Annotated in this window: 10 protein-coding genes and 1 tRNA gene; 4 read left to right on the forward strand and 7 right to left on the reverse strand. The window is 60.7% G+C overall.

Annotated features, from left to right (window positions below):
* The first annotated feature begins 38 nt into the window (after positions 1-38).
* Complete coding sequence (locus EOI86_RS11915) at positions 39-842, forward strand: tetratricopeptide repeat protein (protein ID WP_127765429.1); 804 nt, start codon at positions 39-41, stop codon at positions 840-842.
* A 22-nt stretch (positions 843-864) separates the two neighbouring features.
* On the opposite strand, the gene fzlA is transcribed toward EOI86_RS11915, so the two are convergent.
* From fzlA to EOI86_RS11930, 3 genes are all read right to left on the reverse strand, one after another.
* Positions 865-1,533 (reverse strand): FtsZ-binding protein FzlA, encoded by a 669-nt coding sequence (fzlA, locus tag EOI86_RS11920; RefSeq protein ID WP_127765430.1) that lies wholly within the window; start codon positions 1,531-1,533, stop codon positions 865-867.
* Between the two features lie 168 nt (positions 1,534-1,701).
* Positions 1,702-6,249: a glutamate synthase large subunit gene (gltB, locus tag EOI86_RS11925; protein WP_127765431.1), complete on the reverse strand. Its 4,548-nt coding sequence runs from the start codon at positions 6,247-6,249 to the stop codon at positions 1,702-1,704.
* A gap of 34 nt (positions 6,250-6,283) precedes the next feature.
* Complete coding sequence (locus EOI86_RS11930; protein WP_127765432.1) at positions 6,284-7,729, reverse strand: NAD(P)-dependent oxidoreductase; 1,446 nt, start codon at positions 7,727-7,729, stop codon at positions 6,284-6,286.
* 371 nt (positions 7,730-8,100) lie between these two features.
* On the opposite strand from EOI86_RS11930, the gene EOI86_RS11935 reads away from it, so the two are divergent.
* Complete coding sequence (locus EOI86_RS11935; protein WP_127765433.1) at positions 8,101-8,934, forward strand: undecaprenyl-diphosphate phosphatase; 834 nt, start codon at positions 8,101-8,103, stop codon at positions 8,932-8,934.
* A gap of 75 nt (positions 8,935-9,009) precedes the next feature.
* On the opposite strand, the gene EOI86_RS11940 is transcribed toward EOI86_RS11935, so the two are convergent.
* Positions 9,010-9,948, reverse strand: coding sequence for a complex I NDUFA9 subunit family protein (locus EOI86_RS11940; RefSeq protein ID WP_127765434.1), 939 nt, complete (start codon positions 9,946-9,948; stop codon positions 9,010-9,012).
* 224 nt (positions 9,949-10,172) lie between these two features.
* Here EOI86_RS11940 and EOI86_RS11945 point away from each other — a divergent pair.
* A tRNA-Leu gene (locus EOI86_RS11945) sits at positions 10,173-10,259 on the forward strand.
* A 101-nt stretch (positions 10,260-10,360) separates the two neighbouring features.
* Here EOI86_RS11945 and EOI86_RS11950 read toward each other — a convergent pair.
* Positions 10,361-11,260 carry an NAD(+)/NADH kinase gene (locus tag EOI86_RS11950; protein ID WP_127765435.1) on the reverse strand — a complete coding sequence of 300 codons (900 nt, stop codon included), beginning with the start codon at positions 11,258-11,260 and terminating at the stop codon, positions 10,361-10,363.
* Positions 11,257-12,300 carry an SPFH domain-containing protein gene (locus EOI86_RS11955; RefSeq protein WP_127765436.1) on the reverse strand — a complete coding sequence of 348 codons (1,044 nt, stop codon included), beginning with the start codon at positions 12,298-12,300 and terminating at the stop codon, positions 11,257-11,259. The genes EOI86_RS11950 and EOI86_RS11955 overlap by 4 nt, the downstream gene beginning before the upstream one ends.
* A gap of 134 nt (positions 12,301-12,434) precedes the next feature.
* On the opposite strand from EOI86_RS11955, the gene EOI86_RS11960 reads away from it, so the two are divergent.
* Positions 12,435-13,103: an NUDIX hydrolase gene (locus EOI86_RS11960; RefSeq protein ID WP_127765437.1), complete on the forward strand. Its 669-nt coding sequence runs from the start codon at positions 12,435-12,437 to the stop codon at positions 13,101-13,103.
* 21 nt (positions 13,104-13,124) lie between these two features.
* Here EOI86_RS11960 and EOI86_RS11965 read toward each other — a convergent pair whose 3' ends face one another.
* Positions 13,125-13,670, reverse strand: a complete 546-nt coding sequence (locus tag EOI86_RS11965) for a PAS domain-containing protein (RefSeq protein ID WP_161973806.1) — start codon at positions 13,668-13,670, stop codon at positions 13,125-13,127.
* Between the last annotated feature and the right edge of the window lie 102 nt (positions 13,671-13,772).

Raw genomic sequence — 13,772 nt, forward strand, 5'->3', positions numbered from 1 at the left:
ATTTTGGATCGGCATTCCAGGGCATTTGAGGCGTAACAATGGGTATTCGAAGCACAGCGCGGGCTTTCCTTTCGGCCCCTGTCCTTTTGGGCATCCTGATCGCGGTCAGCGCGCCTGCGCGTGCGCAACAGAACGACTTCCTGTCCAATCGCGAATATCAAATCTGCCTGAGCCTGGCAGTCCGCAACCCGGAAGAGGGTTTCGAACACAGCCTGCGTTGGCACGATGCGGGCGGTGGTGAGGCAGCGCTGCATTGCTCCGCCATCGCGCTCATCAATCTCGGCCATTATGAGGAGGCGGCGAAGCGCTTGGAGACGCTGGCGCTGGGTATGACCGAAGAAACCCCGCCGAATGTCGTCGCGGAAATTCTTGCCCATGCGGCCATTGCCTGGCAGCAGGCCGACAACCCGGACAAAGCGTTGGAAGTTCAGAACAGCGCCCTGGAATTGAGCCCCAACAATCCTGACATCCTGACCGATCGGGCAGTGAGTTACTTTTCCCGCGCTGAATACTGGGAAGCCATCGACGATTTGAACCAGGCCTTGTTCCTGGCCCCGGGCAGCGCGCCGATCCACGCCCTGCGCGCCAGCGCCTACCGATATGTGGATGCCCTGGACCTGGCCATGGAGGATGCGAACCGCGCCCTGAAGCTTGAGCCGGACAATCCCGAAGCCTTGCTGGAGCGCGGCATCATTCATCGGCTGCAAGGCAACGCGGTGGGTGCGCGGCAGGATTGGCTGACCCTGATCCGCCTGCATGAAGGCCGCCCTGCGGCGGAGGACGCGAAACGGAACCTGGAAATGCTGGACGTTCAGGTCGACGACGTGGCTGGGCCGGAATAACCAAGCCGGGCCTGGCGACACGCTAGAAGTCGAGATCCGCGTAATGCGGCGGCGGCGGCGCGCCCGGGATACGATCCGCCAGAATCTGACGGAAACACGGCCGCGATTTGACACGCGCATACCAGTCCTTGGCGGCGGGATGATCGTCCCAGGGAACGTCGCCCAGATAATCGACGCAGGAAAGATGCGCGGCGGCTGTCAGATCAGCCAGGCTCATATCCTCGCCCGCAAGCCAGGTGCGCCGGTCGACCAGCCATTCCACATAGGACAAATGGGTGTGCAGATTCCGGCTGCCGGCCTGAATCGCGCGGCTGTTCGGTTCCCCATGCCCCAAGAACCGTTTGACGATCTTCTCATCGACCAGATTGACGATGACTTCGTCATGGAATTTGCGGTCGAACCATTCGACCAGGCGTCGGACTTCGGCCCGCGTGACTGCGCCTTGGCCGATCAGCGATGCGTCGCCATACATTTCGTCGAGATATTCGCAAATCGGTTGCGACCCGGCGATCCGGGTGCCGTCCTCGTCGATCAGAAGGGGGACTTCGCCGGTCGGATTGAGCGCCAGGAACGAATCGTCCCGTTCCCAGACCTTTTGAACCTTCATCTCGAAGTCGAGCTTTTTCTCCCCAAGGACCAGACGGACCTTCCGGCAGAAGGGAGAGAGCCAGACATGATAAAGAAGCAGCATACCCACCGACTCGGATTAACGATTATCCCCCGATCCGAATCCCGGCGGGAGGTTCTAGCCGTAATAACCGCCGATGACCGGAACGGCAACGGGCCCGTTGCCCAAATCGATCCAAGAGTGATCAATCGGGAAACCGGGCCCGCCGTTTAAAGACAACCAGAAGGCGTTCTATTCCGCTGGAACCGCCGCTTGATCGCCGCCGATCGACACCGGGTGTTCCAGCTTGTCGATGACTTCATACGGCACGACATGCCAGAAGTGCTGCCGGTTCAGGTCCCAATCGGCGAGCAGACCGTCCGCCCATTTCGAATGGGTTTCGCGGAAATGGTCCTCGATATGCCGACGGCAGAAATCCGACCAATAGTCGGTTTCCAGCCGATTGACGGAGACCGAGCCCGGATTCAGCCGGTGCATGAAATCGCCGTCGCGGTCATAAATGAAGGCCATACCGCCGGTCATGCCCGCACCAAAGTTATCGCCAACCGTTCCCAGGATGGTGACCACACCGCCGGTCATATATTCGCAACCGTTTGAACCGCAGCCCTCGACCACCGTCACCGCGCCGGAATTCCGCACCGCGAAACGCTCGCCGGCCCGCCCGGCCGCATAGAGCGTGCCCGCGGTCGCACCATAGAGCACGGTGTTGCCAATGATGGCGTTGTCCTGGCTGGCCAGCGGGCTGACCGTGATCGGGCGGATCACGATGGTGCCCCCGGACAAGCCTTTACCGACATAGTCGTTGGCATCGCCCAGCACTTCCAATTTCAGCCCCTGAACCGCGAAAGCGCCCAGCGACTGCCCGGCCGATCCGCGCATGCGGACATGTAGGTGGCCCGGCGCCAAGCCGGTCATGCCGAATTGCCGCGTGATCTTTGAACTGATTTTGGTTCCGATCGCCCGGTAGGTATTCCGCACATTGTATTGCAGCTGCATTTTTTCGCCGTCGTCGAACAGCGCCTTGGCGTCGTCGATCATCTGCGCGTCGAGGGTTTCGGGAACTTCGTTCCGTCCCTCCAATGTGCAATAGGCGGGCGTGCCGCCGGTATCGGCCCGCACCAGAAGCGGGTTCAGGTCCAAATCGTCCAGATGTTCGGCGCCGCGATTGACCTGAGCCAGCAGATCCGTCCGGCCGATGACTTCGGCGAGCGACCGAACGCCCAAACCGGCCAGAATCTCGCGCACTTCCTCGGCGACGAAACTGAACAGATTGACGACCTTTTCCGGCGTGCCGGTGAACTTGTCGATCAAGCTTTGATCCTGCGTGCAGACGCCGACCGGGCAGGTGTTGGAGTGGCATTGGCGGACCATGATGCAGCCCATCGCGACCAGGCTGGCCGTGCCCAACCCATATTCCTCGGCCCCCAGGATCGCGGCGATTACAACGTCGCGCCCGGTCTTCATGCCGCCGTCGGCCCGCAGGCGGACACGATGGCGAAGCCCGTTCAAGGTCAGCACCTGATGGGCTTCCGACAGGCCCAATTCCCAAGGCAGGCCGGCATATTTGATAGAGGTTTGCGGGCTGGCCCCGGTACCGCCGGAATGACCGGAAATCAGGATTACGTCCGCATGCGCCTTGGCGACACCGGCGGCGATCGTGCCGATACCCGCGCGGGCAACCAATTTCACGCAAACCTTAGCCTCGGGATTGATCTGCTTCAGATCATAGATCAGCTGGGCCAGATCCTCGATAGAATAGATATCGTGATGCGGAGGCGGACTGATCAGCGTCACGCCTTCGGTGGAATGCCGCAACTTTGCAATGATCTTGGAAACCTTGAAACCAGGCAGCTGGCCGCCTTCCCCGGGCTTCGCACCCTGGGCCATTTTGATTTCAATTTCCTTGCAATTGTTCAGGTATTCAGCGGTGACGCCGAAGCGGCCGGATGCGACCTGCTTGATGGCGCTGGAGGCATTGTCGCCGTTCGGCCGCGGCGTGTAGCGGGCGGGATCTTCGCCCCCCTCGCCGGAATCCGACTTTGCCCCGATCCGGTTCATCGCGATTGACAATGTTTCATGCGCGATCGGCGACAACGCACCAAGCGAAATACCCGGCGCCACAAGTCTTTTCCGGATTTCGGTAATCGACTCCACCTCATCCAGCGGGGCCGGTTCACCCGAATAGTCGAAATCCATCAGGTCGCGCAGATTGACCGGCGGCAGATTGCGAATCCCTTCCGCATAGCGTCGATAGATCGAATAACTGTCCCCGGCGACTGCCGTTTGCAGCGTGTGGATCAAATCGCCTTCCCAGGCATGAGATTCCCCGCCACGGCGATAGCGGTAGAAACCGCCGACCGGCAGCGCGAGGAAATCGTCGTCGAACGCGCGCTGATGCTGGCGCAGAACCTGGGCTTGAATGCCGCTCAACCCGATGCCGGAAATACGCGACGGCAGGCCAGGCATGAATTCGGCGACCAGGCTGCGGGAAAGACCGACGGCTTCGAAATTGTACCCACCGCGATAGGAGCTGATGATCGATATTCCCATCTTGGAAATGATCTTCAGCAAGCCGTCGCTGACGGATTTCTGATAATTGGCGATTGCCTGGTCCAGCGTAAGGTCGTCGAACAGCCCGCGGCGGTGACGATCGCCGATCACTTCTTCCGCCAGATAGGCGTTCACGCAGGTCGCCCCCACGCCGATCAGGACGGCATAGTAATGCACGTCGAAGCATTCGCCGGTTCGCACCCCGATGGAGGTGAAGGTCCGCAATTGCGTGTTGACCAGATGCGTATGAACAGCGGCCGCGGCCAGAATCATCGGGATGGCCGCACGCGTGTCGCCCATGCCCTGATCGGTCAGGACAAGATGCATGGCCCCGCCGCGCACCGCGTCCTCGGCCTCGCGCTGAATGCGATAGACGGCTTCCCGCAATTCGGCTTCACCGGCCTTTTCCGCGCCGAAGGTACAGTCGATCTCGACCGCCGCTTCGCCCAGGAACTTGCGGACCCGTTTATAGTCCGCATTGGTCAGCGACGGCGATGCCAGTTCCAGGATTTCCAACTGGCTGGCATCCTGGTCCAGAATATTGCCGAGATTGCCGAGCCGCGTGGTCAGGCTCATCACCGACCGTTCGCGCAAACTGTCGATCGGCGGATTGGTCACCTGACTGAAGTTCTGACGGAAATAGTGGTGCAGGCCCCGGTATTGATCGGACAGAACGGCGACCGGCGTGTCGTCACCCATGGACCCGGTCGCTTCCTTGCCGGTTTCGGCCATCGGCTGAAGGATCAGTTCAAGGTCTTCCAGCGACCAGCCATAGGCAACCATCCGCTGGCGGATATCGTCGCGCGACATCTCCGGCTCCGGCGCGACCTCTTCACTGCGGTCCAAGGTCTTTATGTTCCGAACCCATTCATGGAACGGCGCCTTTTCGGCGACATAATCCTTCAGTTCCCGGTCATGCAGCAGGCGGCCTTTTTTCAGATCCACCGCGATCATCTCGCCCGGGCCCAAGCGGCCTTTTTCCATGATGGTCTTTTCGTCGACCTTCACCATGCCGATTTCCGAACCGACGATCAGCAACCCGTCACCGGTGACGACATAGCGCAGCGGGCGCAAGCCGTTCCGGTCCAGACCGGCCAGAACCCATCGGCCGCCATAACCGCAGATCGCGGCGGGGCCATCCCAGGGCTCCATGATCCCGTTGGCGTATTGGTAATAGTCGCGGTGGGGTTGCGGCACCGTTTCGGACTGTTCCCACGCTTCGGGAATGAGCATGGATTTCGCTTCCGGCAAATCGCGCTTGGTGCGAACCAGTGTTTCGAACACGGCGTCCAGCGCCGAAGAATCCGAACTGCCCGGTTGGATGATCGGTTTGATGTCATCCACGGCGTCGCCAAAGATCGGGTCGTCGAACCGGATCTCGTGGCTCTTCATCCAGTTCACGTTGCCCAGCAGTGTGTTGATCTCACCGTTATGGGCCAGCACGCGGAAAGGCTGCGCCAGCGGCCAGGCGGGAAAGGTGTTCGTCGAATAGCGCTGATGGTAGATCGCAAAGTTCGAGACGAAGAGCTCGTCCAGCAGATCCGGATAGAAGGTCGTCAGCTGCTCCGCCAGGAACAGGCCCTTATAAATGATCGACCGGCAGCTGAGCGAACAGATATAGGCGTCCCGGATATTCTGCGCCAAAACCGCCTTCTCAATCCGGCGGCGGATGATGTAGAGATCCGTCTCGAATGCCTGATCGCTGACTTCGCGTGCGTTTTCGACCATGATCTGTTCGATTTCCGGACGGGTCGCGTTCGCCTTTTCCCCAATTACGGTGATATCGACCGGAACCTGGCGCCAACCATAAATGCGGTGGCCGCGGCGGATGATTTCGGACTCGACGATCTGGCGCACGGATTCCTGCGCCGCAAGGTCGGTGCGCGGCAGGAAAACCATGCCGACGGCGAGCAGACCCGCACCCGGTTCATGCCCGGTGCGGCGAATGTGCCGGCGGAAGAATTCCTGCGGAATTTGAACATGAATTCCGGCGCCGTCGCCGGTCTTCCCGTCGGCATCGACCGCGCCTCGGTGCCATAGGGCCTTCAATGCTTGGATGCCGGATTCAACCACGTCCCGGCGTGGGGTACCGTCGATCGAGGCGACAAGCCCGACGCCACAGGCCGAGGTTTCCGTGCTGGGCATATACAGACCGTCGCGTTCGAGGCGCTCGGCCTCCCGCCGGTAGTTTTCGACCCATGCTGCTTGATCCTGATTAGAAGAAGTCATGAAACCACCCCCTTTCCCCGCGCCGAAGCGCCCCTTATTCCGCGGCCGCTGCGCCAGCGGTGGCGCGCGCCTGGATGAATTCGTGAATGCTTGCGGCGGCGTCCCGGCCATCGCGGATCGCCCATACGACAAGGCTGGCGCCCCGCACGATGTCGCCGGCGGCGAAGACGCCGTCCAAACCCGTCATCTTGGTGCGATGATCGACCCGCACCGTGCCCCAGCGGGTAACCGGCAGGTCCGGGTCCCCGAACATGCCGGGCAAGTCTTCAGGATCGAAACCGAGCGCCAGGATGGCGAGATCGCAATCATGGACTTCGGTACTGCCGTCTACCGGCTTCGGCGAACGGCGGCCGGTCGCGTCCGGGCGGCCAAGGCGCATCTGGACCGAGCGAACCCCGGTAACGTCGCTGTCGCCGACAAAGGCTTCCGGCGCGGTCAGCCAGACGAATTGCACGCCTTCTTCTTCCGCGTTCTGCACTTCGCGCTGTGATCCCGGCATGTTCAGCTTGTCGCGGCGATACAGGCATTTGACCGATTTCGCGCCTTGGCGGATCGCGGTGCGGACACAGTCCATCGCGGTATCCCCGCCGCCGATGACGACCACGTTCTTGCCTTCGGCATTCAAGCTGCCGTTTTCGAATTCCGGCACCGCGTCACCCAGGCCAACCCGATTGCTGGCGGTCAGGTAGTCCATTGCCGGAATCACATTTCCCAGGCCCCGCCCCGGCACCGCCAGGTCACGCGCCTTGTAAACGCCGGTCGCGATCAGCACGGCATCGTGCTTGTCCCGTAATTCGGCGAAGGTGATGTCTTCGCCGACACGACAGTTCAGGTGGAATTGGATGCCGCCATCGGCGAGCCAGTCGGCGCGCCGCTGGACCACTTCCTTTTCCAGTTTGAAATTCGGAATGCCATAGACCATCAATCCGCCGACACGGTCATAACAATCATAGACATGCACTTCGTATCCGCGCCGGCGCAGCTTGTCCGCCGCGGCCAGACCACCGGGGCCGGCGCCGATGATTCCAATCGATTCCGGACGCTCCCGTTTTGGGCGAATCGGTTTGACCCAACCTTCTTCCCAGGCGGTATCGGTGATGTATTTTTCGACCGATCCGATCGTTACCGTGCCATGGCCGGACTGTTCGATCACACAATTGCCTTCGCACAGGCGGTCCTGTGGACAAATCCGCCCGCAAACCTCCGGGAATGTATTCGTCGCGGCGGACACTTCATATGCCTCTTCCAGGCGGCCTTCGGCGGTCAGCATAAGCCAATCGGGAATATTGTTCTGAAGCGGGCAGTGGATCTGGCAGAAGGGCACGCCACACTGCGAGCAGCGCCCGGCCTGGGCCGAAGCTTCGGCAGGCTTGTACTGCTCATAGATCTCTTCGAAATCGGCGCGGCGATCGCCGGCGGACCGCTTCGTCGGTGTCCGCTGCTGACGCGTCACAAATTTCAACATCTGATCGGTTGTCATCGAAGCGACCCCTTCCTGCCCCAAACCTTTTGCAAGAGCACCCTACAGAGACACCCCAACGGGGCACCCTGAATGCGTAAAAGTTCTTCGCCATAATACCGGCGGAGGGGTTCTATACACAGGCACAAGGCCGCTGGCCACCGAAAACATCAATATAGTTCACATATGTTAACTATTGTTTTTGCGTTTCCGGTGGTTTTACCGCAATGCGGAACAAAGGAATCCTGCTTGAGAATCTTTTAGTCCCATTTCGGACCTTTCTGCCGCAACGCTCTTCCTTTGCAGGTCGAACCGATTCGCGATAGGCAGAAGATCACCGCACCGCAATGGCGGGAATGCCTGCTCTCAGCCACCAAAATCCGGGGGAAACCGTGGCTCTTTATCAAATGTTGATCCTGGCCATCGTCCAAGGCCTGACGGAGTTTCTGCCGATCAGCTCATCCGGCCATCTGGTCCTGACGGGCAAGGTAATGTGTTGGCAGGACCAGGGCCTTGCAATCGACGTCGCTGTTCATGTCGGGACGCTGTTTGCTGTGGCGCTCTATTTCTGGCGGGACATCTGGATGATGATGATCGGTTTCGGCCGGTTGGTGACTGGTCGCGGCGGGCCGCAGACCAAGGTTCTGATCAGTGTCGTCGTCGGCACCATCCCGGTGGTCATCGTCGGTTTCCTGGCCAAGGATTATGTCGCCATGGCCTTCCGCGATGTGGAAATCATCGCCTGGACAACGATCGGCTTCGGTATTTTGCTTTGGGTCGCCGACCGCGTCGGCATGACGGTCTGGCGGGTTGAGCATCTGGGCGTCGCGTCCGCGCTGATGATCGGGGTGTCGCAGGTTCTGGCATTGGTCCCCGGCACCAGCCGGTCCGGAATCACCATGACGTCGGCGCGCCTGTTGGGATTGGAACGGTCGGAAGCGGCCCGTTTCTCGATGCTGCTGTCCATCCCGACCATTATGGGGGCGGGCCTGTTGACCGGGCTTGATATCTACGAGCAGGGCAATCTCAACTTGGGGGCGGATGTGGTCCTCGCCGCCGGCATGTCCTTTGTAGCCGGCCTGATCGCCATCGCGCTGATGATGCGCTGGCTGCGGCATGCCGGATTCGGCCCCTTCGTCATCTACCGGCTTCTGCTCGGTGCGTTCCTGCTCTACTGGGTCTATGGCTATGGCCTTAGCGAGGGGACCAGCCCGTTCTGCGGTTAGAACGCCTGGGGGCCAGCCCTTTCCAGGCGCTGGTCCTTTCCTGGCATTCCATCGGCACCGAACCCGAACCGGGCGTTAAACTGACGCGAAACGCCCGCCCCGGCGGTAGACATCCATATAGGTCGGCAGGACCGCCTGAATCGCGGTCGGTGTCACGCCGAGCGCCGAAAGCCCTTCCGACCCGGATGACACCACATTGTCGGTTTTCAGCATTTCGACCTGATCCCGCGTCAGCGGCGCGCCCGGCAGCCAGCCGGTCAGCGTCCCCATCAACGCCGCGACAGGAAAGGGAATGGAGAGGAGGCAAGCTTTCTGCCCTGTCTCCTTCAACATCATCTCCAACAGCTCCTTAAAGCTGTATTCCGCCGGGCCGCCCAGTTCATAGGTCTTGCCCCGGGTTTCCGGTTTCGTCAGGGCGGCCATGACGGCGGCGGCCACATCCCCGACATAGACCGGCTGAAATTTGGTCTTTCCCCCGCCGATCAAGGGCAGTGCGGGCGAGAGCTGCGCCATTCCCGCAAACATGTTGAAGAAACTGTCGCGCGGCCCGAAGACAATGCTTGGGCGTAGGACAACCGCATCGGGAAAAGCCTCCCGCACCGCGGCTTCCCCCATCGCCTTGCTGCGGGCATAAGCCGCGCGGGATGTTTCGGAAGCGCCGATGGCGGAAATCTGAACGAAGGATTTCACCCCGGCCGCCGTCGCGGCACGGGCGACCCTGCCGGCCCCTTCGGCCTGGACAGCGCGGAATTTCTGCTTGCCGCCCTCGGCCAGGATCCCGACCAGATTGACGACCGCGTCGGCACCCTGGACGACGGATTGGACCGAAGCATCGTCGCGGATGTTCACCTGGATCGGCGTCACTTGCCCCACATCGCCCATCGGCTTCAGGTCAAGCGCGGCCTCGGGGTCGCGGCAGCCGACCCGCACCCGGATTCCGGCCTGCGCTAAATCCTGCACGACCTGCCGCCCGATGAAGCCCGATCCGCCGATGACGGTGACCAATTTCGGCATTTGCATCTTCCCATACTCTCCCTGTCATGGCGGTTCGCTTCGCCTGCCGACCCGACCGCCAAATCCGCTGCCAATCGATTTGCGATATCGCCGATATGTGATCGTACCGCAAGTTCTCCACGCTGGAAAACACGGCAACCCCCTTCTCGTCCAGGAAAGTTGAAGAAAGCGATTCTTCGGTGTTGACTTTATCCGTCTGCTCGCAGATACACCCGGTTCGTCGGGCCCAGGTGGCGGAATTGGTAGACGCGCTGGCTTCAGGTGCCAGTGGCCGCAAGGTCGTGGAAGTTCGAGTCTTCTCCTGGGCACCAATCCCGACGAAATCATCAAGATAATCGAATGAAACGTGTGATCCCGCAGCCGACCGGCTTCGGGTTTTTCGGCTTTTGCGACGGTGTTTCCGGCCGTCCGGTCAGTCGGGATGGACGAGGTTCAGGGTTCGGTCCGACACGCGGATATCCGCGCGGATCCCCCATTCGAACTTCAGGAAATCCTGCTCAATCCCATCCGCAAAGATCACCCCGCCGTCGTTCATTCGGGATGTGACGGCCATTCTTGTGTCGCCGGCGACCTCGCCGAACGCGAGGTCACAGCCGGTCGCCTTGCTGGGCCAGGGTTCGCGCGCGAAAAAGATCGCCCGCCGCTCTTCCGGCGAAAAGGCCGCCTGCCGCCGCGTCGCGGTCAGGATAGAGCGCGCCCAGCCGGTCAGGCCTGTCCCGGTCGAGACGACCACACCGGAGGAAGACTGATCTTCGTCCCTGCCGTCCGCCGTGATCGTGTAGCGGGCGGATTGGTGCGAACGGTGCCCGATGAAAAGCTCGTTCAGCGCGGTCAGGCTCTGGCCATCGTCCAGCGTCGCCTCGACCATCGCCCGATGCTCGATCGTTACATCTTGCGCAGCAACCCGGCGCAAGAGGACGGGGAGGCCCTTAACCGGCGTCGCGGTCAGAACCCCTTCCGAGGCTTCTTCGGCCGGCGTGACCCCGACGACCGGTTGGCCGTCGAGGTATTTCGCCAAATTTGCCACCAGTCCATCCTGCCCAACGGCGATGACGATATCCCGGTCCGCGAAGAGGAACCGGTCGAGGTCGTCACGCGTCACTTGGGCGACGACCCAGTCCTCCGGCAGGGCCCGCTTCACCCCGTCCACCGCAGAGGCGAGCCTTTCGCTTCGCTGTTCCAGCTCCGCGAGGGTCTGGCCCCGACGGTTTAGGAAAAATTCAGCCTGACCACGGGTCGCGTGGATGGCGATCAGTTCCTCCAGTTCCGTCGGCCGCGTAACCAGTACCGCGCGTGGGGTCAGGCTGGTCATTGTACCGCCCTCCCCGTTTGTGCACCCGTTTGCGGCCCCGCACCGAACAGTCCGCCGACTTGGCTCAACAGACCGGACAGCATATCCGGCGTGATCGTCAGGCTGTCGACGGACTTCACCTTGCCGGCAAATTCCTGGGCGGCCAGGGCGAAGAGAACCGCCGGCGCCACATCGCCGAACACATCCATGCGCGCCTTTTCCGCCTCCGCCTTCGCCAAATCGACGGTGCGAATGCCGTGGGCTTCCGCGTCGGCACGGATGGTCTGCATCGCCGCTTCCGCTTCCGCATCGATCCGGCGGTTGGCGGCCTCCGCCTCTACCTTCGACCGGGCGTTCGTCGCCTCACGCTGGATCAGATCCTTTTTCCTGGCCGCCAATTCAATCTGATTGTTCAGCTCGTTCTCCGCGATGGCGCGTTCCTTTTCTACGGCCTGGGCACGGCGAGCAAAGGAGGCTTCGTCGGCCTGTTGCTGCAAGCTTTCATATGTCGGCGCCTGCAGAGCACGCGCCAATTCGCTGCTGGGTGCGACGTTTGCCACGTTGACCGTCACGACCTCGAGCCCCATTGCACGGACCGAAGCTTCGGCGGCGAAAGCCTCCGACACGACATGCTGCAACGGCGCCGCCCCCGCTTTCAGCAAGTCGCGCACACCCTGTTGCTGCAAATAGGCGTGCGTGTATTGCCGGACGAGGCCGGTCAGGACCGCGTTGATTTGGTTGATCGGCTGCGCAACCAACGCGCCGGTTTTCAGGTCAATGGTGAAGTCGACCCGGTTTCCAAGGATCGTAGGATCCGCGACCCGCCATACCACGGCCCCTTGAACCGTGATTTCCTGAAAATCGGAGGACTGCCCCTTAACCACAAAGGTCATCTGCCTGTCATCCATCGGAATTTCCGTGATGGACGACCCGTCGGGCATGAACCAAAAGGCCAAACCTCGACCCACATGGACTTGTTTCCCCTTGCGATAGAGTTGAACGTAGGATGACGCGTCTGCCCGCAACTGTGACACGACGGGATATCTCTTGATCTCGGCCATGGATCTCACTCCTCGATTGGCTGGTTTCTTGGATATTCGTTTTTACGGAGGCGGGCTGTGCTTGAGAGCCGTTTCCCTTTCCGTTAGTGTTTTAATAACACTAACTAGTAAGTGTCGTCAACACACTAAGAGTCATGACCTATACCTACACCTATCCCCATCCGGCTGTAACCGCTGATATCGTTGTCTTTTCCGTGGAAGACGACAGGCTGAAAATTCTTCTGATCCGGCGAAAGGAAGACCCGTTCCAGGGACAATGGGCCCTGCCGGGCGGCTTCGTCGGCATCGACGAAAGCATCGACGACTGCGCGCTGCGGGAGTTGGAAGAAGAGACGGGACTGAGCGGCATCTATCTTGAGCAGCTCTATACCTTCGGCACGCCTGACCGCGACCCGCGGGAGCGGGTAATCAGCGTCGCCTATTTCGCGCTGACCCCGATGACCGGATTGACCCTGAAACACGGGTCCGACGCGATGGACGCGCAATGGCACGATATCGACGCACAGCCCGAACTGGCCTTCGATCACGGCGCGATCATCCGCCTGGCAAGGGAACGGCTGACGGCGAAGTTGGATTATTCGACGGTGGGCCTGAAATTCATGCCGGCGGAATTTACCCTGTCCGACGTCCAATCGCTCTACGAAACGGTTTCAGGGCAGGCACGCGACAAGCGGAATTTTCGGAAATGGATTCTATCGCTTGATATTCTTGAAGAGACCGGGCGAAAGAAATCCGACGGCGCGCATCGCCCGGCCATGCTCTATACCCTTAAAACACCGGCTGAAATTCGGATGATTAAATAAGCCGAGGGGCAGCGGTGCCGATCAGTCGCCCGATGCCATTTTGAGCAATTCGGCTTGCGGCACGAAAGTGTCGCCCAGGCTGAGGTCGGTGACGGAATAGACCATCACGATATCGACCGTCGCGCCATCGCTTGCAAAGGGCAGGAACACTGTTTCCCGGCGCGCAACCGCGCCAAGTTTGGTCGGCGCGTACTCAACGATATAGACCGGACCGCGCCGTTCGACGACCGACCGGTAATTGCCATCACAGAAATTGCCGTCGAACCCGGCAAAGGCATCCCGCACCGACCGCCCGGTCGGGTCGTAGCCACGGAACTCAACCTCCCGCGTGCCGACAAGACGGTAACTGAATTCAGGACCGGGATAGACCACGTCGACCAACATGATGTCGGGCAGCAATTGAACGATATCGTGTGGTTCTATGGCACGCCGTTCAGGCAAGTCGTCGCCATTGAGGCGCGAGCGCCACAAAGCGACGAGTTCGGCGATCCGATCGTCGCATTCCGCAAGGAAACTCTCGTCCTCGCAGCGTATGGACTCGGGAATTTCATTGAGATTGATCGTCATCGTTGAGGGCTTCCCGTTTCTTTGCCTGAACGCTATTTCCGCCCGCATTAAAAAACACTTAATGGTCGCTGGGAAGTCCTACCCAACAATTAAGGCATACCA

It is taken from the genome of Hwanghaeella grinnelliae, from assembly GCF_004005845.1.
Taxonomy (GTDB): domain Bacteria; phylum Pseudomonadota; class Alphaproteobacteria; order UBA8366; family Aestuariispiraceae; genus Hwanghaeella; species Hwanghaeella grinnelliae.